General features: G+C 68.3%; 16 protein-coding genes and 2 pseudogenes. 7 read left to right on the top strand and 11 right to left on the bottom strand.

The features are described from left to right. The 3 genes from ABZ471_RS33975 to ABZ471_RS33965 form a co-directional block, all read right to left on the bottom strand. On the bottom strand, window positions 1-479 hold a 479-nt coding region (locus tag ABZ471_RS33975; protein WP_359071925.1), incomplete at its 3' end, for a transposase. Beyond that, window positions 476-1,078, bottom strand: a complete 603-nt coding sequence (locus ABZ471_RS33970) for a helix-turn-helix domain-containing protein (protein WP_359071924.1) — start codon at window positions 1,076-1,078, stop codon at window positions 476-478. The genes ABZ471_RS33970 and ABZ471_RS33975, both read right to left, overlap by 4 nt. Before the next feature lie 174 nt (window positions 1,079-1,252). After that, a complete protein-coding gene (locus ABZ471_RS33965) occupies window positions 1,253-1,618 on the bottom strand; it encodes a DUF805 domain-containing protein (RefSeq protein ID WP_359071922.1) in 366 nt (121 codons plus the stop codon). 201 nt (window positions 1,619-1,819) lie between these two features. Here ABZ471_RS33965 and ABZ471_RS33960 point away from each other — a divergent pair, with 201 nt between their 5' ends. The 5 genes and pseudogenes from ABZ471_RS33960 to ABZ471_RS33940 form a co-directional block, all read left to right on the top strand. Beyond that, entirely contained in the window at window positions 1,820-2,893 is a 1,074-nt protein-coding gene (locus ABZ471_RS33960) for an NUDIX domain-containing protein (protein WP_359071920.1), read from the top strand. Continuing rightward, entirely contained in the window at window positions 2,805-3,446 is a 642-nt protein-coding gene (locus tag ABZ471_RS33955; RefSeq protein ID WP_359071918.1) for a hypothetical protein, read from the top strand. The genes ABZ471_RS33960 and ABZ471_RS33955 overlap by 89 nt, the downstream gene beginning before the upstream one ends. Further along, entirely contained in the window at window positions 3,443-3,997 is a 555-nt protein-coding gene (locus tag ABZ471_RS33950; protein ID WP_359071916.1) for a tyrosine-type recombinase/integrase, read from the top strand. The genes ABZ471_RS33955 and ABZ471_RS33950 overlap by 4 nt, the downstream gene beginning before the upstream one ends. Then, entirely contained in the window at window positions 3,900-4,808 is a 909-nt protein-coding gene (locus ABZ471_RS33945; protein ID WP_359071915.1) for a hypothetical protein, read from the top strand. Before ABZ471_RS33950 ends, ABZ471_RS33945 begins: the two co-directional genes overlap by 98 nt. 176 nt (window positions 4,809-4,984) lie before the next feature. Next, window positions 4,985-5,101 (top strand): annotated as a pseudogene (locus tag ABZ471_RS33940) (site-specific integrase); the annotation flags it as partial. A gap of 298 nt (window positions 5,102-5,399) precedes the next feature. Here the strand turns inward: ABZ471_RS33940 and ABZ471_RS33935 are convergent. The 8 genes and pseudogenes from ABZ471_RS33935 to ABZ471_RS33900 all read right to left on the bottom strand — a co-directional run bounded on the left by ABZ471_RS33935 (window position 5,400) and on the right by ABZ471_RS33900 (window position 14,660). Further along, on the bottom strand, window positions 5,400-6,527 hold the full coding sequence (locus tag ABZ471_RS33935; protein WP_359071913.1) for a cytochrome P450: 1,128 nt from the start codon (window positions 6,525-6,527) through the stop codon (window positions 5,400-5,402). A gap of 93 nt (window positions 6,528-6,620) precedes the next feature. Next, window positions 6,621-7,301 (bottom strand): annotated as a pseudogene (locus ABZ471_RS33930) (histidine phosphatase family protein); the annotation flags it as partial. Window positions 7,302-7,350: 49 nt separating this feature from the next. Next, window positions 7,351-7,821 carry an SRPBCC family protein gene (locus tag ABZ471_RS33925; protein WP_359071911.1) on the bottom strand — a complete coding sequence of 157 codons (471 nt, stop codon included), beginning with the start codon at window positions 7,819-7,821 and terminating at the stop codon, window positions 7,351-7,353. Between the two features lie 17 nt (window positions 7,822-7,838). Continuing rightward, entirely contained in the window at window positions 7,839-8,342 is a 504-nt protein-coding gene (locus ABZ471_RS33920; RefSeq protein ID WP_359071910.1) for a nucleoside deaminase, read from the bottom strand. A 167-nt stretch (window positions 8,343-8,509) separates the two neighbouring features. Next, on the bottom strand, window positions 8,510-10,825 hold the full coding sequence (gene pucD, locus ABZ471_RS33915) for a xanthine dehydrogenase subunit D (RefSeq protein ID WP_359071908.1): 2,316 nt from the start codon (window positions 10,823-10,825) through the stop codon (window positions 8,510-8,512). Then, entirely contained in the window at window positions 10,822-12,627 is a 1,806-nt protein-coding gene (locus ABZ471_RS33910; protein WP_359071907.1) for a carbamoyltransferase C-terminal domain-containing protein, read from the bottom strand. The genes pucD and ABZ471_RS33910 overlap by 4 nt, the downstream gene beginning before the upstream one ends. Window positions 12,628-12,651: 24 nt before the next feature. Next, window positions 12,652-13,698 (bottom strand): FAD-dependent oxidoreductase, encoded by a 1,047-nt coding sequence (locus tag ABZ471_RS33905; protein ID WP_359071905.1) that lies wholly within the window; start codon window positions 13,696-13,698, stop codon window positions 12,652-12,654. Continuing rightward, on the bottom strand, window positions 13,695-14,660 hold the full coding sequence (locus ABZ471_RS33900) for a hypothetical protein (RefSeq protein WP_359071903.1): 966 nt from the start codon (window positions 14,658-14,660) through the stop codon (window positions 13,695-13,697). The genes ABZ471_RS33905 and ABZ471_RS33900 overlap by 4 nt, the downstream gene beginning before the upstream one ends. Before the next feature lie 695 nt (window positions 14,661-15,355). Here ABZ471_RS33900 and ABZ471_RS33895 point away from each other — a divergent pair. Both ABZ471_RS33895 and ABZ471_RS33890 read left to right on the top strand, forming a co-directional pair. Continuing rightward, entirely contained in the window at window positions 15,356-15,727 is a 372-nt protein-coding gene (locus tag ABZ471_RS33895) for a CU044_2847 family protein (protein WP_359071902.1), read from the top strand. Continuing rightward, the gene (locus ABZ471_RS33890; protein ID WP_359071900.1) at window positions 15,724-19,950 is read left to right on the top strand and encodes a trypsin-like peptidase domain-containing protein; all 4,227 of its coding nucleotides are present in this window, start codon (window positions 15,724-15,726) and stop codon (window positions 19,948-19,950) included. The genes ABZ471_RS33895 and ABZ471_RS33890 overlap by 4 nt, the downstream gene beginning before the upstream one ends. The last annotated feature ends 239 nt before the right edge of the window (window positions 19,951-20,189 follow it).

Here is a 20,189-nt window from a genome sequence, read left to right as displayed (position 1 = left end):
GGTCTGCCCCAGATCCAGGGTCGGGCGTGGGAGTTGAGCTGGTCGGTGGCGACGTTGGTGGCGTGGGTGATGTGGCCTGGGTCGCCGAAGGAGCGTCCGGCCAGGGCGGTCTTGCGGAAGATGCGCCACCAGCCTTCTTGGAGGTTGAGCCAGCAGGCGCTGACCGGGATGAAGACGTGCTTGATGCGTGGGTGGTCCTCGAGCCCGGTGCGGGTGGACACGCTGTTGTGCGAGGACAGATTGTCCGTGATCACGTAGATGTCCCCGGTGGGGTTGGCTTCGTCGACCAACTGGAGAAACCGCTGGTAGAAGACGCTGTTGCGGGAAGTGGCGGTCATCGTGATCGCTCGACCGTCGCGGACGCGTAAGGCGCCGTAGACCCAGGTCTTCTCCGGCCCGCGGGAGTAGTCGATCTCGTTCTCGATGCGGTGCCCGTCCGGCGACCAGCCCGGTGCCGGTGGGAAAGCGCGGGGGATCACCGGGCCGAGTTCGTCGGCGCAGACCACCGTCGCGCCGGCGGGCGGGCTGGTGTAGAGCTCGACGATCTGCGTCCTTTTCCCTCGAAGTCCGGATCCTTCGAGCGCGTCCAGGATCGCGTGCGCCGCCAGCGGACCCCTTCTGCGAGCAGAATCCGGCGTACCTGGGAGCGGCTGACCTCGATGCCCAGGTCCCGGGCTGCGACGACCAGTGTGTCCAAGGTCCACTCCGAGGGCCCTGACTCGTCCGCGGCCCACATCTCGTTCGACGGCTGCACCTCGAGTCGGCCGGGCGGGGTCTGCCTGACCAGGCCGACGATCCTCGAGCGTTCGGCTTCGGTGATCCTTCGCTTGCGGCCCTGCCCGCCCAGATCCTCCAGGCCCTCCAGCCCCAAGCGGTTGAAGCGGTGCAGCCAGCGGCGCACCGTCTTCTGACTGCACCTCAGCTCGCCGGCGATCCGCGGGACCAGCCACCCGTCCCAGCTCAGCTCCACCATCCGGCACCGCTCCACCACAACCTTCGGCGCCTTTCTGGCCGACGCCAGGCGGTGGACCACCGCCTGCTCGCCCTCGTCACGGCCCAGCCGTGCCCTCAGCACCATGACCCAGCACCCGCCCCCGAGTACCCGCAACTGCCCCGCTACCAGCAGCTATACCCAGCGAAAGAGGAATCCAGCACTAGGAGGCGAGGTTGGCGAAGGGGTGATGCGTGAGTAAGGCCGCGCCAACAATGTCGGCCGGGCGGCCTCAGGTCGGCGGATGCCGAAGGCGCGGCATCACGCGAGCGCCGGGGCCTCCTTCGGGTTCGGGCCGTACTTGTTCGCGCCCGCATTGCTCTTCGTGCAACAGAAGACCACAAGAACGATGCCACCGATCGTAGGGACGAGCCCGATCAGGATCGCCCAGCCGGACAGGCCCGAATCGTGCAGGCGGCGCACCGTGACAGCCCAGGTCGGCGGTATGAACGCGATCAAGGCGATGAAGAAAGCGCCGAAGGCGACCTCCGATTGGGTCGCGTAGCCGATGCCGCCCAGCACGCCGTAGATGAGGTACACGAACAGCGTGAAGAACCAGAATTCCTTGCGGCGTGCCCGGCCTCTGAAGACGGCGTACTTCTTGAGCGCTGCGATGAACCAGCTCACTGTGTCCCCCCAGGGATCGACGAACAGCCACTCCGAAACGGATCAGGCCAGACGGAGAGATTAAGGGGTTGGCAGGGGCGCGTCATTCACGGGGTCGGTGAAACCCTGTGGCGAGCCCTGCAGTGCGTCAGCGAGGCCCCCGCTCGCCCTGGCCACGCTCCGTCGAGCACGGTTGTCAGTGGCTCCTGCGAGCATGCACCGATGACCTCAACTGATCACCTGCTCACCGCTCCTGACGATGAGCCGCGTGCCCGCCTTCTCGAGCTGGTCGGTGCCATCCAACCGTGGGACGACCTGGAGCGCACCCATCTGGAGACCGCCACGCAGTGGATCGCCGCCGGTGCCCCGGTCTACCGGGTACGTAAGCCGGATGTTCCGGCGGTGCACTTGGTGAGCTACTTCGTCGTCCTCGACCACGCGCGCGGGCAGCTGTTGCTCGTCGCGCACCGCAAGGCGGGCCTGTGGCTGCCAGCCGGTGGACACGTCGAGCCGGGTGAGGACCCGTGGGCCGCCGTGGTCCGCGAATGCCGTGAGGAGCTGGGCATCGACGCCGTGGCATCGCCGGTCACCGGTAAGCGTCCTCTCTTCCTCACCGTCACCCGCACGCGGGGGCAGCGGGCGCACACCGACGTCTCGCTCTGGTACCTCCTCAATGCCGATGCCCACGCCATCACCTCGTACGACCAAGGCGAATTCGACGCCATCTGGTGGCTGACCGACGAGCAGGTCCTCGAGGAGTCGGGCGAGATGCTCGACCCCCACATGCACCGCTTCACCCGCAAGCTGCAACACGCCCGGACCAGGAGGCATCGCAACGGCGACAGCGACAGCGCCACCCCGTCGGCGGTCAGCTCGCCCGCCAGCCCCGTCAGCCCGGCGTGCCGCTCAGCGACCTCCCGCACGATGCCCCTGCGGGAGCAGGGCGCCGTCGTCGCCACTCTGTGGACCGCCTCCACCGGCTACGTCCGCCGCCTGGGCTGGGAGGCTCCGGCCCAGGTCCACTCCTGGACGATCAGCACCGACGAGCTCAAGCGCTCCTTCGACGGGTCGGGATTCGAGATCACCCATGGGGCGACCGAGCAGGTCCAGCTGCAACTGCGCCGGCTCGGCATCGAGGGCACCCGGGCCCGGCTGCGGTTCGACCGCATCGTCCAGCCATGGCTGCGCGAGCTGGCCACAGGGATTCGTGCGGTGGCGGCTGAGCATCGGCCGCAGCGTCAACCAGGCCGTCATCGACATCCTGGCTCTCAACCGGTTCTCCGGCTTCCTGGCTGATCCCCGCGTTGCCGCCGACGAGCTCGTCCGCGTGGACCGGATGGTGCTGGAGCGCTACCTCGCCGACCTGGCCCTCGACCGACGCTCAACTCATTGCCGCGGCCGGGACGTCGGCTCGCTGTACGCCTTCTTCCATGCCGTTCGCCGCCACGGCTGGGACCCGAGTCTCCCGGCGAACGCGACCTTCTACCCCGACGACTTCCCGCGCCCCGGCAAGCGGCTGCCCCGGGCGCTGGCCGAGCACGTGATGGCCCAGGTCGAACAGCCCGCCAACCTGGAGCGCTGGCACACGCCCGACGGCCGGGCACTGGCCTTGATCCTCATGCGCTGCGGGCTGCGGGCTGCGGGTCGGCGACGCCTGCCACCTGGCCTTCGACTGCATCATCCGGGACGCCGACGGCGCGCCTACCTGCGCTATCTCAACCGGAAGATGAAACGCGAAGCCCTGGTCCCCATCGATGAGGAGGTTGAGGGCGAGATCGCCGCCCAACAGCAGCGCATGCTTGAGCGTTGGCCCGGCGGCAGCCGGTTGTGTTCCCGGCGCCACGGATGAACCCCGACGGCACTCGGTCCCTGACCACGCACTCCTACCGGGGCCAGCTCGATCGCTGGCTGGAGCGGTGCGACGTCCAGGACGAACACGGCCGTGCAGTACATTTGACGCCCCATCAATGGCGCCACACTTTTGGAACCAGGCTGATCAACCGGGACGTCCCGCAGGAAGTCGTACGCGTCCTTCTCGATCACTCTTTCGGCGAGATGACTGCCCACTATGCTCGGCTGCACGATTCCACGGTCCGTCGGCACTGGGAGAAGGCCCGCAAGGTCAACATCAAGGGTGAGAGCGTCACGGTCGATCCCGATGGCCCTCTGGCCGAGGCCACCTGGGCCAAGCAGCGGCTCGGGCGGGTGACCCCGGCCCTGCCCAACGGCCACTGCAGCCTGCCGATGCAACGGACGTGTCCGCATGCCAATGCCTGCTTGACCTGTCCGATGTTCGTGGGGCATGGCCCCCGACCTGACACTGGCGGGATTCCTGGTTGCCCAACACCGGCAGGTGGAGGACCTGTGGCTGCACTGGGATGCCAAGAACATCAGCTTTGACACGGCGCTGGGCTACCACCTCTACCATCTCCTCACCGCAGGCATCACCGCCGCAACGGAGACGGTGCGAGCCAGCTCGCACCCCGACCGCGAACGCATCCTGGGTGACATCACATCGGCCCGGCATACCGACGCCGCCGTGCAGGAGTGGCTGGGCCGGCAACGCACACGATTCCCTTCCAACCCGGCTGACGAAGGACTCAAATCGTGGGCCCACCACGCCGCGCGCCTCGGCGAGCGCGAGGCGTCCCGCCTGTTCATGACCGAGTGGGCGGCAGGTGAGCCCCGAACCGGCGACACGCTCAACACACTGCAGTTCCAGCTCGCTCAGCTCGGCTACCTCGCCGAAGCCGTGGAAGTACAGAAACAAGCCGTCGCGATCAGTGATTCGTCGTGGTCAGGAGCCAGGGTGAGCAAACTGCTCACCCTGGCTCGGCTGCAACGCCGAACCGACGACTATGCCGGCGCGCGGCAAACACTTCAGGAAGCCCAGCGCAGCCTGCCGCCCGATAAGCAGGGCTTCGACGAGGGAATATGGCGGCACTTCGTCAAGGAGTGTTTCCTCCTCGTCCCGATCGCACCCGACGACTCAACAGCGCACCGACTGCTCGCCGCCAGCGAGCAGGACCTGCACGGGATTCCTCGGCTCTGGATGGACGGAGTCCTCGACGCCGCAATCGCGGCTGCCGAACATCTCTGCGACAAGCCGGCACTCCACCGCTACCGCACTCAGCAGCAGGCCGCTGCCCGCGAACGCGATCAGGAAGTCGGGCAGCCCCGTCAGTCCACGTCAGGACCCGCACTCTCGTGAACCCCAGCATCAGCCGCACGGAGATGAGGCGTCCCATCAGGATCCGCGGCAGTGCGTCTCACCCTCATAACGATCAGTCAGTCATCCGCTCTCAGAACGACGCTGTCCATTTCACCTCGACAACAGCGTCCTCAACTCGAACGTCAAGGTCACAGGCGCGGAGCCTGCCTGGACTCAAGATAATCCAGGACCAGGTGGGCCATACCCACGCTTCTACGACGGCCATCTACATGGGCGTCTCTGACGAGTACCGGAACCAGCTCCTGGAAGCTTCGCTGAAGCGCCGGCTGGGTGCGAGGCGGTCGGCCGATGGTGGGCCGGTGGGCGCGGTCGAGGGCCGTTGTCGCGGGCACCGGGCCATCGGTCACGGGGGGCGGCGTACGGCTGCTGTGCGGCGACTGTGCGGCTCAGCCCCGACGCCACCTGAAGGGGCGGTGTCGGGGCTGAAGGCGTGGGCTCGGGGGAGGGCGGGAGGGGTCTGCGCGCGCGGAGTGCAGGAAAGGCGGGCCCGGTCATGGACCCGCCTTCCCTACGCGCAATGTCGCTCGGTTGGAACAGGCCCACTATCGACGGGCTCTGCGAGCAGGCCGGTCAGGCGAAGCGCAGGCGCAGCTCGTTGGGGCCCGTGATGCCGATGGCCGGGCGCCAAGTGAGAGGGCCTGCGACGGACGGTGCTCCCAGCCGGCTCGCGAGCACTGGCAGCGCCTCCGCCATCTCCATGCGCGCGAGCGGGGCACCGAGACAGTAGTGAAGCCCCCCGCCGAACTGAAGAACCGGGGTGCTCCGGGTGGCGGTGATGTCAAAGACGTCGCCGCGGGGAAAGGCTCGCGGATCACGCTGTACAGCCTGCACGCCGATCGTGAGCATGGTGCCCTTGGGGATCAGCTCCCCCCGGAACTCGAAGTCCTCCGGGGCGTACCGGAAAAGGGCATTGGTCGACGGGCGCCACCGCATGACCTCTTCGACCGCCTGATGTGTCAGCTCGGGGTTCTCTCCCAGCAGCTTCCACTGGTCCGGGTGCTCGGAGAAGGTGACCATGGCGTTGGCCAGCTGGAGCCGAGTGGTGTCATGGGCGGCAAACACCATGGAGGCGATGAGGTTCTGCAGCTCCTCGCGGGTGGCGGAGCCCTCCGCCTGCTGGAGCGACACCAGCGCGGAGATGAGGTCGTCACCGGGGTCGGCAGCCTTGGCGTCCATCAGGGCGTCGGCGTAGTCGTACAGGCCGGTCACCGCGGCCTCGACGCGTGCAGGGATGTCCCCACCGAGCGCGAGAGAGAAGACCAGGCCGATGTCGGAAGACCAGGTGCGGAACGTGGCGAAATCCTCTGGCGGAAGCCCGAGAAGCTCGGTCATGACGACGAGCGGAAGCTGGTCGGCGAATTCCTCGATGAAGTCGACCTCGTCGGAGGAAGCAAGTCTGTCGGCCAGCCGCTGTGACGTCTCCCGCATCAGCGGGCGCAGGTTCTCGACCATGCGTGGAACGAAAGCCTTGTTCACCAGGCCCCGCAGACGACGGTGGTCCTCGAAATCACGGCTGACGAGCCCCTTGACGAACCAGTCATAGATCGGACCGTCGAAGACACCGTTCTGTTCCATGAAGCGCACGCCGTTATGGATCAGGCTGGGATTTCGCACCAGTTCCTTCGCCTCGGAATAGCGCAATATGAGCAGGCCGAGCGGGGTCTTCGCATACCAGTGCCTCTCCTGGGCCTCGGCCACTTCCGGAGAGGTGAACCGGAATGCGGGGTCGAGGACGTCGATGAACGCGACATCCTGGTTCTCCGGCGTGGGGTCAACTTTCGCCGACATGTCCTAACCATCCTGTACAGAAAGCGAATTGCCTGCGATGAGGTGTCGTGTCTCGTTGAGCAGTTGCACCGACGTGCTGCCGTCTGCGTAGTACGCCACCGCCGACAGTGATGCTGCTGCCAGTTCCATCCGGAACAGCGACTCGGGTGGTGCGCCCAAGGCCAGCCGTACGAGTGTCCGCAGCGGGCCGACGTGCGAGACGACCAGCACGGTCTGTCCGGCGTGCTGGGCCAGGAGCCGGTCGCGGACTGCGGACACCCGTATGACCACCGACTCGAACGGCTCGCCACCCCCGGTGGGCGGGACCTTGGGGGACGTCATCCACGCGGCGAGGTCGTCGGGGTGGCGTTCGCGGACCTGGGCGAAGGTCAGCCCCTCCCAGATGCCGAAGTCCGCCTCCCGCAGCTCCGGGTCGATGTGTGTGTTCAGGCCGAGCCGGTCGGCAACCGTGCGGGCTGTTTCCCGGCAGCGGCGCAGCGGCGAGGTGACGACCGCCCGCACGTTGCCCCGGGCGGCGAGCAGGTCGGCTGTCGCGCGGGCCTGTTGCTGTCCGGCCTGCGACAGGCCCAGGTCCGTGCCGCCGCTGCCGGAGATCCGTCTCTGGGACGTCAGCAGTGTTTCGCCGTGGCGCAGCAATAAGAGCGTGGTCGGTGTGCCTGTGTCGGTGGGCCAGCCCGAGGGGGCCACCGCGGTGGCCCCCTCGGTCGTGTTCGTCGCCTGGTTCACCGGCCGGCTACTTCTCCGGTGCGGCGAAGTGGTCCCGAACGGAGTCGGTCTGCTTCGCCATCATGGTGATGATCGCCTCGACGACGTCGGGTTCGGCGTCGTCGGCGATCACGAGTTCCCGTGACCAGTCGAAGAAGCTGCGGCCCGGCTCGTTGGTGATCGGCCGGACCCGGATGGTGGCGGCGTAGCTGTCGATGCCCATGGTCGGGGCGACAGCCCGGTAGGTGGAGGAGCGGTCCACCTCGTTGCGTCCGGCGACTTCCTGCTGGACGAGTCCTTCGTTGAACACGAGGGTGAAGTCGTAGCGTGCCGGGACGCGGTCGGCTGATCCGCCTTCGGCCCAGCCGACGTTCTTCACCGCAGGCCCGGAGACGATCTTCACGACCTGCATGGGGTCCCGGACGACGGACCAGACGGCGTCAGGGGCGGCGTCGAGGACCGTCGAGTCGTACATGGTGTGTTTCCGGATGATCTCCACCGAGGTGGGCTCCTTTGTCAGTAGTCGACGCGGTCGGCCTTGGCCAGCCACGCGTCGAACGGTGCGGTCCGGTTCGGGAGGTCCAGCCGGTCGACGGCCATCGGCCACATCGACGCGGGCTTCTTCTCGAACAGGTCGTAGAACTTGCGGTCGTCGAATCCGGCCACGGCGGCGTCGTGCCGGTCGGCGCCGAACACGACGCGGTCCACGCGTGCCCACAGCGCGGCGGACAGGCACATCGGGCATGGCTCGCACGAGGTGACCAGGGTGTAGCCCTCCAGCGAGAACACGCCGAGTTGCTGGCAGGCGATGCGTATGGCGGTGACTTCGGCGTGCGCGACCGGGTCCAGGGTCGAGGTGACCCGGTTGTTGCCGGTCGCGATGATCTCGCCGTCCTTGGCGATCAGCGCGCCGAACGGGCCGCCGCCGTTGGCCACGCTGGTCGTGGCCAGCTGGATCGCCTCGTTCAGCCAGGCACGCTCGAACTCCTGGACGCCGGCCTCTTGGGTGTGCGCGGTCATGACTGCTCCTTCTCGGGATGGGAGGTGGGTGTTTCGGTGGTGGTGCCACCCTCGGGGTGCTCCGCCCTGTGCGGGCGCAGCGTCCTCTGGGGGGTGTGGTGGGCCGGGGGCGGCGTGGTCGGGTCAGTGCCGACAGCGGCCATCCCCGGCAGGGGTCGGCCCGTGGGTCAGGTGACGGCGATGTGCTCGGGCGTGACCGGGGTGTGGGTCAGGTTCAGGCCGGTCGCGTTGCGGATGGCGTTGACGATCGCAGGGGTCGCGGAGATGGTGGGCGGCTCGCCGACGCCGCGCACGCCGTAGGGGGCGTTGGGGTCGGCGCGTTCGATGATGTCGACGTTCATCGGCGGGGTGTCGAGGATGGTCGGGATCAGGTAGTCGGTGAACGACGGGTTACGGATCTTGCCGTCCTTGACCTTGATCTCTTCCATCACGGCGAGGCCGAGCCCCTGGGTGGAGCCGCCCTGGATCTGTCCGACCACGGCGTCCGGGTTGATGGCCTTGCCGACGTCCTGGGCGCAGTCGAGCTGGACGACCTTGACCAGGCCGAGGTCGGTGTCGACGTCGACCACGGCGCGGTGGGCGGCGAAGGCGTGCTGGACGTGGACGCGGGGGCTCTGCCCGGTGACGGGGTCCATCGGGTAGGTCGTCAGGTGGTGGTACTCGCGGGTCTCCTCGATCACCTCGTCACCGAGGAGGGCGGCGAGGTCGATGACGAAGCCGCTGGTGGAGGTGACCTTGCCGCCGGACAGGGCGAGGTCCGCGGGGTTCTCCCCGTAGCGCTGGGCGACCCGGTCGAAGACCACCTGGCGGACGGCTTCGCACGCGTTGCGGACGGCGCCGCCGGTCATGTACGTCTGGCGGGAGGCCGAACTCGATCCGGCGTCACCGACGTTGGTGTCGGCCGGGTGGATGGTGACCCGCTCGACACCGAGTTCACTGCGGGCGATCTGCTGCTGCACAGTGATCAGGCCCTGGCCGACCTCGGCGGCGGCGGTGTGCACCAGCGCGACCGGCTCACCGGCGATGGCCTGCAACTGCACCCGCGCGGTGGAGTAGTCGTCGACGCCTTCCGCGTACGAGACGTTCTTGATGATGACGCTGTAGCCGACGCCTCGGACGATGCCTTCACCGTGGGTGGTGTTGGACACGCCGCCCGGCAGGTTCCGCACGTCCGCCGGTGCGCTGCGGTCCTCCTGGGGCAGGGGGATCCGCTTGAGGCGCTGAAGGAGTTCGGCGACCGGGGCCGGGTAGTCGAGCACCTGCCCGGTGTGCAGGGAAGAGCCTTCTTCGACGGCGTTGATCTGGCGCAGCCGTACCGGGTCCATGCCGAGGGCCTGGGCGAGCTTGTCCATCTGCAGCTCGTAGGCGAATGCCGGCTGCACCGCGCCGAGACCGCGCATCGCTCCGCACGGAGGGTTGTTCGTGTACAGGCCCCAGCCTTCGATCTTGGCGTTGGGCACCTCGTACGGGCCGATGCCGAGCGAGGTGGCGTTGCTGACGACGACGGGGGTCTTGGAGGCGTAGGCGCCGCCGTCGAAGTACATGCGTGCCTTGACGTAGACGAGCTTGCCTTCCTTGGTGGCGCCGTGCTCGTAGTACATCTTCGCGGGGTGGCGGTGGACGTGGCCGAAGAACGACTCGAACCGGTTGTAGACCATCTTCACCGGCTTGCCGGTGTGCAGGGCCAGCATGCAGGAGTGGATCTGCATGGACAGGTCCTCGCGCCCGCCGAAGGCGCCGCCGACACCGGACATCGTGAAGCGGACCTTGTCCAGGGGCAGGCCGAGTGCGCGGGCGGTCTGCTTCTGGTCGACGTGCAGCCACTGCGTGGCCAGGAACAGGTCGACACCGCCGTCCTCGCCCGGGATGGCCAGACCGGACTCCGGGCCGAGGAACGCCTGGTCCTGCATGCCGAGGGTGTACACGTCGGACACGACGACGTCGGCGGGGGCGTCGGGGTCGCCCTTGATGATCGGCTGGTAGCGGACCACGTTGCCGTCGGGGTGCAGCCTGGGCAGCGTGGTGTCGTGCGCCGCCTGCTCAGGGTCGGTGACCGGTTCGAGTACGTCGTAGGCGACGACGATCTTCGCGAGGGCGCGTCGGGCCGTTTCGGGGTGGTCGGCGGCTACCAGGGCGACGGGCTCGCCCTGGTAGCGGACGACGTCTTCGGCGAGGACGGGGGTGTCGGACACCTTCAGCCCGTACACGTTCTCACCGGGGACGTCCTTGTGGGTGAGGACCGCGTACACGCCGGGGTGCTTGAGCGCGGGGCCGATGTCGACGGAGTTGATCCGGGCGTAGGGGTGGGGGCTGCGCAGGGTGGCGCCCCAGAGCATGTCCTCCGCCCGCAGATCGGAGGAGTAGGCATACTCGCCGCTGACCTTGAGGGTGCCGTCCGGGCGGAGCGGGCTGTCGCCGATGCCGCCGCTGATCGCCTCGTTCAGGGATTGCGGGGTGCGTGCGGGGGAGACGGGGATGGTCACGAGATGGCCTCCGCCTTGGTGACGAGGTGGTTGCCGAGCATCAGGTAGTCGATCTCGGTGGACAGGAAGCAGTTGACGGCGTCGGTGGGGCTGCACACGATCGGTTCGCCTGCGACGTTGAACGAGGTGTTGATCAGGCAGGGGACGTCGGTCAGGGCGGTGAAGCGGCGCAGCAGCGCGGCGAGCCGGGGGGTGGCGGAGTCGGTGATGGTCTGCACCCGGGAGGTGCCGTCGACATGGGTGGCCCCGGGGATGACGTCCCGGTATTCGGGTCGCACGGGGAAGACGAACGTCATGTAGGGGGAGCTGGTCTTGCGGCCCATGTCGAAGACGCGGGATGCGTCTGCTTCGAGGACTAGCGGTGCGAACGGGCGGAACGGTTCGCGGTGCTTGACCCGGGTGTTGATGATGTCCTTGATGTCGGGGAAGCTCGGGTTCGCGAGGATGCTGCGGTGCCCGAGTGCGCGGGGGCCGTGCTCGATCCTCCCCTCGTACCAGCCGATGACGACCTTCTCGGTGAGCAACTGCGCGACCTGCTCGACCACTTCGCCGTCGTCGAGGCGGCGCCAGGTGACCTGGTCGCCGGCCTCTCGCAGGGCCTGCTCGATCGCTGTGTCGTCGTATGCCGGTCCGAGGTACGGGGTCACCGCCGGCGCGGCCTGCGTGCTGCTGCGGCCGGGGCTGTCGGGGTGATGGAGCCAGGCGTGAGCCGCGGCGCCGATGGCGATGCCCGTATCGCTCGCGCCGAAGCTGACCTGCATGTCGGTGAACAGAGAGCCCTCGAACAGCGGCGTGTTGTTCAGGCAGTTCAGCGCCACCCCGCCCTCGAACAGCAGACGGCCGCAGTCCGTCCTCGCTTCGAGCGCGCGCAACTGGTGGCGGGTGACGACGGCCAGCATCTGCTGCGCTGCGGCAGCCACCCGGGCCTTGTACTCGACGGTGTCCTGGACGGGCCCGAAGTGCTGCTCGAACAGGGCGTCCAGGCTGCGCGGGTTGTCCGTGGCCAGCGGCTGCCGGAAGGTGTAGCGGCCGTCGTCGTGGAGTTCGATGAGGTGCTCGAGGAACGGGTTCGGTGTGGGCGGGGCGGCGAATCCGGCCAGCCCCATGATCTTGTACTCGTCGTTGTTCGGTACGAACCCCAGGAAGCGGGTGATCGCCGCGAACAGCAGACCGATCGAGTACTCCGCGCCGATGACCGACTCGTCGAACACCTTGATCCGGCCGTCACGGATCTCACCGGTCAGTGACGAGTACCGTTCGGCGCGGCCGTCGCTGATCAGGAACGCCGCATCGTGCATGCCCGCCAGGTAGTAGCCGGTCATCGCGTGGGCCAGGTGATGCGGAACGAACACCACCTTGTCCGGGTCGGGTGTGAACCCGGTGCGCGCGGCGAAGTCCGCGAGGATCGCGTCGTGGCTGACGGCCCCGGTGTACAAGGCGCCGATACCGCTGACGAGGTCCCGCTTCGCCGAGGGCGGCATCGGGGCCGCCGTGATGTCGGACAGTATCCCGTCGAAGACAGCGGAGGAGAAGTCCCACGGGATGGCGATCAGGTCGACGTCGGAGAGCTTGATCCCCGCCTCGGCAAGACACCACGCGATGGCGCCTGCGGGGAAGTCGGTGGTCTTCTTCTCCCGGTTCAGGCGTTCCTCTTCCACGGCGGCGACCAGCTCGCCGTCGACGAGCAGCGCCGCGCCCGCGTCATGGCCGAGGAGGTAGTGCCGTTCGGTGCCGACCGCACCGAAGCGATCGGCGAAGATCCGGGAGACGCTGCTGAAACCGTTGCACCCCAGAACAATCATGGTCAGTTTCCCTTCTGCCCGGGGCTACTTGCCGGTGACCAGGTCGCGGACGGTTTCTCCGGCTGAGGGCGCCTGGCACAGGCCCTGACCGGAGAACCCCGCCGCATACACGAACGGGCGGGCGGGATGCCGGCCGATGAACGCCGTACCGTTCGGGCTGCCGTCGAACGATCCGCTCCACCCCCGGTGCACACGGATACCGTCGAGCGCCGGATAGGTGGTGCTGAGCTGCTGCGACAGCCGCTGCAGCCACGCCTGACGGGACTCGTCCGCGCGGGGCCGGCCCATGCCGATCAGGATGCGGTCCTTCCAGGACCTGATGCGCAGACCCGACGCGGCATGCAGGGTCATCGGCAGCCTGCCCGGATGCGTGGCGGGCGGGTCGGTCAGCAGCAGCTCGATCGGGTACGAGTGGAGGGGCAGGTCGACGTCGGCCATGGAAGCGACCTGCTTCGCCCACGGCCCGGCCGCGCAGACGATCGTGTCGGCGGCGATGCTGCCCAGGGCGGTGTGCACCCGCCCGTCGGGGTCGATACCGGTGACCGGTGCCTCCGTGCACAGCACTGCACCGGCCTCCAGGGCGGCGGCAGCGTAGCCACGCACGATCGCGGCCGGATCGCAGGCGTACGCCTGCGGCGACCACGCGGCGGCGAGGATGCTCCGCTCGCCGAGCAGCGGGTTCAGCTGCACCGCCTCGGCTGCGCTGATCAGCTCGACCTCCACCCCTGCCGCATGCTGCGCAGGCTGGGTGCGGTGGAACTCCTCCACCTGGTCCTCTTCCGTGAACAGGACCAGGAAGCCGACACGCTCCAGGCCGAGAGGGGTTCCGGTCCGCTCGGCGAACGACTGGTACGCGGCCATGCTGCGCACGGCCAGGCCACCGGTGTGCGGATCGCCGGGGAAGTAGGTGCGCAGCACGCCCGCCGTCGCTGACGACGCCCCGGAACCGAGCGTGCCGCGCTCCAGCAGGACCGTGCCGACACCGGCCTCGGCGAGATGGCAGGCGATCGACGTGCCGACGACGCCCCCGCCGATCACGACGACGTCCGTACGCTCAGGCAGAACGCTCACGACCGGCCGCCCGTGGTGGTGGGCTGCTGCTGGCGCAGATGGTCTCCGGCGTCCCACGGGAACAGGTGCAGGTTCCATCCGCCCAGGCAGTTGATGTAGAGCGCCATCTGGCCGACGACCGCGTGGAAGTCGTCACGGTCGAGCCGGTCGAGGCAGTCGAGGAACCGCTGCGTGAACGCCCACAGCTTCTCCAGCCCGCAGTAGCCGAGGAACTCCGCCGGGATACCGACCAGCAGCCGGGCCATCTGCCGCAGCGACTCGGTCGGCATACCGGTGTGCACGGCGCGGACCAGGCCCCCATAGGAGGCGTAGCCGAGCGGGCGGGTCTCGCCGTTGACGAACAGCAGCGTGGGCAGAACCGTCTCAAGGGTTCCGGCGCCGGACGGAATCAGGCCTCGGTGCATGTCGCCCAGCTCAGCCGGTTCGGCAAGCCAGATCCGCTCCGTCTCGGCGTGGACGTCGGCGATCAGCTGCCTGGCGTCCGCATCGGTGGCCGCCAGCTGCGGGATGCGGTGGCCGCCCGGCTCGCCCGCCCTGCGGACCTCCGCCAGGATCGGCTTCTTCGTGGAGTACACCGCATCCCACACGGCGCGCCCGGCCTCGTTCAGGGCGGGAAGGTCTTCATCGCGGATCTGCCCCACGGGGGAGGCCAGCATCGGCTCGGTCAGCGTGCCGTACTTGATGCCCAGGTGCTGGAGCGCGGAACAGAACACGGTGCCGTCGGGGGCCTCGCGCCGGTCGATGCGCGTGGACCCGTGCAGGTGCAGCAGCGAGGGTATCGGCGCCGCGTGGTACAGGTGATAGCCCGCGACCAGCGCGTGCCCTTGAAGGCTCTGGTAGGGCAGCGACTCCCACAGGGCGTCGGCCAGCACGGTGTTGCGGTCGTCGAGTTCCGCGGTGACGGTGATGTCCAGGTCGGGCCAGGCGATCTCGATACGACGACCGGTCAGCGACTTGCTCAAGGCTCTTCTCCCTCGTTTGGCAAAACGTCACGGGAATCGAGCGCAGTGGTCCGCCGACAGTGGTCCAAATCGGTGGCAGCTCTCACGCCGGTACGGCCCGCGATTGTGTCGCGTCCGATGCCGGGCGCTCGCCTCCAGCGGCGCCCGAAGGGCATGGCTGGAGGCGGCACACGGCACCGATCCCCCTGGTTGGCTGCAACCTGCCTTGCTTCGTTGCAGCCTGTACGAGGAGTACACAGCCAACCCGGTACAGTCAGCCAGGAAAGGAAGGCATGAAAGCCCCCGCAGGCTACGGCCGTCTCTTCATAGATTCCTACAAGATCCAGTTGGGTTCGCGGCGCTAGGAAACTCCCAAAACCCCAGTCACATGTGGAGACCCGTCGGACGCGAAGAGGCGCTGCCGCGGGCTGAACGTTCTCCAGCCCCGAAACCCGTTGCATCCTTGGTGGCGCTGGACGCCCTGTGCCCAGGCCGAGAGGCCCCCGATGGGTCCACACAGCCCTGCCGGCCACACGGGAACCCGGAGAACCAGGCGACTCATTCGAGTCTCCCGCCAATGAGATCGAGCCACTTTCGCCACTTCTGCGTAGAACCGTTGCGCGATTGCCGTCCGTCCAGGACCGACGGACTGGAGAATCGCGGACGAGACGAGGTCCGGGCTGTCTGCAGAGGCGTGGGTTGACGTAGGGGGACGGATGAAGCAGTTGGTGGAACTGCCGGTCGACGTCAAGGACGGGCAGCAGCAGACCGTTCAGGTCGAGATCGAACAGTTTGCGGACGGTCTGGCCGACGTGTCGCGCTCCGGGAGGCTGGCGGCGCGTGCCGCGCGATCGCTCGGAGACATGCTGGCCGGCATCAGGCCGGTGGCCGCAAGTTTCGTCGAGGGTTTCACCGGCATGGAGCACTCGCCGGACGAGATCGGTCTCGAGTTCGGGCTGTCGCTGACCGCGCAGGCCGATGTCGTGGTGTCGACCACTGCGGCGGCGGCCAACTTCAAGGTCACGCTCACCTGGAAGAAGCCCGCAGCGGATGGCCCTGCCCCCGAGCCGTCCAGCGGGGAACAATGACGGTGGCGGCCGAGGCCGGCAGCACGTTCTTCCCGGACACAGCCATACTGCGGATATTCGCGTCCCCGCCGGAGCCGGACGTCACGATCGGCCCGCTGGGCGTGGGTTTCCTGGTCGACGACCGCCACGCGATCACCTGCGCGCATGTCGTTGTCGCGGCCCTCGGTCCGGTGCAGGAGAGCGGGCCGGGAGAGGATGCGCGCCTGCACGTGGATCTGCCACTGCTGTCCGGGCCCGGCGGTCCGGCGGCGACGGTCACGGCGAGCGTCGTGCTGTGGGGCCTCTCCCGGGCCGAGGGCAACTTGGATGTCGCGGTGTTGCGGCTGGACAGTGCCGTGCCCGGTACCGGGCCGGCACGGCTCGTCGACGTCGAGCCGGAGGCGATGCGCGGACACGCCACCCAGGTCGTCGGTTTCCCCGAAGGCCGTGGGCAGGGCGTCTGGCACGAGGGTGTCCTGCGCGGACGCCAGGCCGACGGCCAGATCCAGGTCGATCGGGTCGGAACCGGCTATCGCGTCTCCCGGGGCTTCAGCGGCAGCCCCGTATGGGACCAGGATCTCGGCGCCGTGATCGGGATGATGGCCAAGGCCGACCTGGGCGAACCGGCGGCCGGCTTCATGATTCCCGTCGGTCAACTGGTCGAGTCCTGGCCCCCGTTGGCGACCCTGGCACATCCCCCCTCGCCGTTCCGCAGCCTCGAACCGTTCGAAGAGGCGCACGCCGCGGCGTTCTTCGGCCGGGACGCCGACAACGACCGGCTCGCACAGGTCGTGGCGGAACAGCGGTGGACCACACTGGTGGGCCCCTCCGGCTGCGGCAAGTCCTCGCTCGCGATGGCGGGAGTGGCACCACTGCGCCGCGACGCGGGGGACACCGTGGCGATCCTTCGCCCCGCCCACCACGCCACCGCCTTCAGGGGCCTGGCCGCCGTACTGCTGGACCTGCTGGAGCCCGACTGCGCCGAGGCGGACAAGTTCGCGCGGATCTCCGCGGTGGCGGACGAAATCGCCCGCCACGGGATCCGCGAGGTCGCCGCACGCATCCTGCACGTGCAGCACGCCAGCCGGCTGCTCATCGTCATCGACCAGTTCGAGGAACTCCTCGACGAGGAAGTCTTCGTCCCCGGCGACATCGACGCCCTGGCCGACGCCCTCGGCCCAAGATCACCGCAGACGGTCTCCGTGCTGGCCGTCCTGCGCACGGACTTCCTCGGCCCCGTCCTGGCCCATCCCCGCCTCGGCCTGCTCGCCAAGAGGCGGATCGAGGCTCTCGAACCGATGCGCGAGGAGCAGCTGCGGGACATCGTCACCAGGCCCATCGACGACATACCGGCCATCGGCTACGAGGACGCGCTCGTCAACCGGATCCTGGCCGACGCCGGCAACGCGCCGGGCATCCTGCCCCTGCTCAGCTTCACCCTCGCCCAGCTGTGGGACCACCAGCGCGGCGGGCGTCTCACCCACGACGCCTACGACGCACTCGGCGGAGTCAGCGGTGCCCTGGGCGGGCACGCCAACAGGATCTGGAAGCAGTACGTCGGCGACGAGGACGAGGAACAGGCGGAGAAACTGCTGACCCGGCTCGTGCGCACACCCATCGGGACGGAGACGCCCATCCGGCGCCTCGCCACGCGGGCCGAGCTGAGCGACCGTGAGTGGCAGATCGCCCAGCGCCTGGCCGGCGCCCGGCTCCTGGTCCCCAACCGGGGCCGGGTCCACGAGGATTCAGGGTCCGAGGGCGGCGAGCCGACCGACGTGGAGACCGTCGAACTCGCCCACGAAGCGCTCATCTCCAGCTGGGACAGGCTCAGTGCCCGGGTCAAGGCGGACCGCGTCTTCCTGGACTGGCGCGAGAACCTCCAACTGGACACGGACCGATGGGACAAGGCCGGAAGGCCCAGGGATCTCCTGCCGACCGCCACCGCGCTCGACGCCGCGCATCGGTGGCTTCCGGAACGCACCGGCGAGCTGGGGGATGCGCAGCGGGACTACCTCCGGCAGGGGCGTGCCCACCGCCGGTACCTCACGCGCCGTCGCCGCACGGTGATGGCCCTGTTCGGCGTTCTGCTGCTCGTCGTCAGCGCCACTGCCGTCGTCGCCTTCGACCAACGGCAGACCGTCGTCCACCAGCGCGACCGGGCCACCTCCGCGCAGGTCGGGGGCCTGGCACAGTCCCTGGGCAGCACCGATCCGCAGCTCGCCCGGCGGCTGGCCGTCGCGGCTGCCCGTCTCGGTGACACTCCTGAGGCATGGTCGGCGCTCCTCGCCGTGCGCTACCAGCCCGAGAAACGGACCGTCAGACTGCCCGGGTTCGACGTCACGACCTCCGACCTCGACAGCAACGGCCGCATCCTCGTCGCCGGGGGCGAGACGCATGTCGGCACCTGGGACGTGGACACCGGCAGGCAGCTCGGCTCGTACCGGACCGCCGCGAGGGTACGAAACGCGCGCCTGTCCCCCGACGGCACGACCGTGGCGGTAAGCACCGAAGACGACCGCACCATCGTATTGGAGGCCCGCGGACTCCACCCGCGCGGCCATGCCTACTGGACCGGACCCTCCCTCTTCTCCCTCAGTCCGAAGGGCACCTTCCTGGTGGCCACCGGACGGGCCGGCGACGGAAAGAACCTCGCCACGGTCTGGAACACCCACACCGGGAAGATTCTGATCCAGCGCACGCGCAGCAGCCTGCTCCGACCCTCCTTCTCCGCGAACGAACGACTGCTGTCGTTGACGGGAACCTTGGACAACAGCCTCACCTGGGTCGACCTGCGGACCGGGAAGGACCTCCACGCGCCGAAGCTCGACATCAAGTCCCAGGACCACCCCGGCGCAATGGTGTTCAGCCGCGACGGCGACCGCGTCGCCATGCTGACCGACCGCGGCCTGTACTTTGCCGCGCTGAACGGCAACCGCGTCGACTACGAAGACGTCAGGAAGGTGCCGCGGCCCTTGACGTTCACGGTCTTCGACGACGCCGTGCATTTCAGCCACGACGGAAAGTTCGTCTCCGTCGGTTTCGCCCTGTGGGACGGGGCGGTGCCCGACGACCCCGTTTTCACCTACCCGACGGTCTCCAGCGACTGCGCGCCCAACACGTTCCGGTTCTCCTCCGACGACTCCGAACTGCGGTGCGTCAGCGGCGATGGGACGTTCCGTTCCCTTGACATCTCCCGTCTCACCTCGCACGGCAAGCAGACCTCGGTCGTGGTCCCGACGGCGGTGGCCAGCCAGAACGGGTCGACCATCGCGGTCACCGGATCCGGCGACGGCAAAGTACAGATCTGGTCCACCGAGCCTCTGTCCAAGCGGATGGAGCTCACGATCCCGAACGCAGACCACGTTCTGCTCAGCCCGGACGGCCGGCTGCTGGCGGTTCGGAGTCGTCCGAACGAGGCCCAGATCTGGGACCTGGACAAGCGTGTCCGGCTCGGCACCCTGCCCGGCGAACTGAGCGGCATCACAAAAAAGGTCGCCTTCTCACCGGACGGCAGGACATACGTCACCTATGACCGGGTCAAGAACATCGGGCCGAAAGGCGTCGTCAACTCCCTGAGGTTCTATGACCTGAGGACGATGAAGCTGATCCGGAAGGAGACCTTCACCCTCAAAGTCTCCCTAATCGACTTCTCCACGACGGTGACCTTCCGACCGGATGGCAAAGCCGTGATCGTCAGCCCGCTCCTGGGTACGGTGGCGGTCCCCTCCGGCCGGGTCCTCGTCCACGGCACCGCGGAGCTGCACCTCGACGGCTTCAGCCCCGACGGAGCGACGGCCTACAGGAACCCGGACAGCGACGAGGGCAGCCTGACCTTCCTCGACCCGCGGACCCTCCGCCCCCAAGGGGAGGCCCTGGACGTCGGTGGTCTCGCCGCGGCCTTGATCCCTACGGCCCACTCCCCGAACGGCCGCCTCATCGCCGCCGTCTACGACGACACGACGATCACGAACCAGGTCGCCAAGGCCAACGCGATCAAGATCTGGGACCTGCGGACACGCCGGCAGCTCGGCCCGGCCCTCACCGGCTCCACCGACGACATCGAGCTGACAACCTTCACTCGCGACGACTCCACCCTCGTCACCCTGGACGAACAAGGCGAATTGCGGGCCTACACGGTCTCGCCCGCCCGGCTCGTCCATGAGCTGTGCGCCACGTCGGGCGGCCTGACCGAGAAGGAGTGGCAGACCCACATCCCCGACGTCCCCTACCGCAAGACCTGCTGATCACGGCAGCGTCACCGTCTTGGGCGGTGGCGTCGTCTGTGGCTGGTACACGGCGCTCTCCAGCGCGGCTCACGCAGATGCCAACTGTCGTCGGTCAAGGGCTCCTCGGCTTCCTTCCGGAGCAGGGAATCTCCATCACTTGGTCCGCAAGGCTTCCCTGACAGTTCATCCGGTGCCGGGCTGAACGTTTCTGCGACGTATCTACTCACCGGTCGGTCGTAAAGAGTTGGTCAAGTGAC

Origin of the sequence: Streptomyces sp. NPDC005728, assembly GCF_040630895.1 — a bacterium.
In the GTDB taxonomy this organism is placed as follows: Bacteria; Actinomycetota; Actinomycetes; order Streptomycetales; family Streptomycetaceae; genus Streptomyces.
Note: the sequence above shows the minus strand (reverse complement) of the source record. Positions and strands in the feature narration are given on the sequence as shown.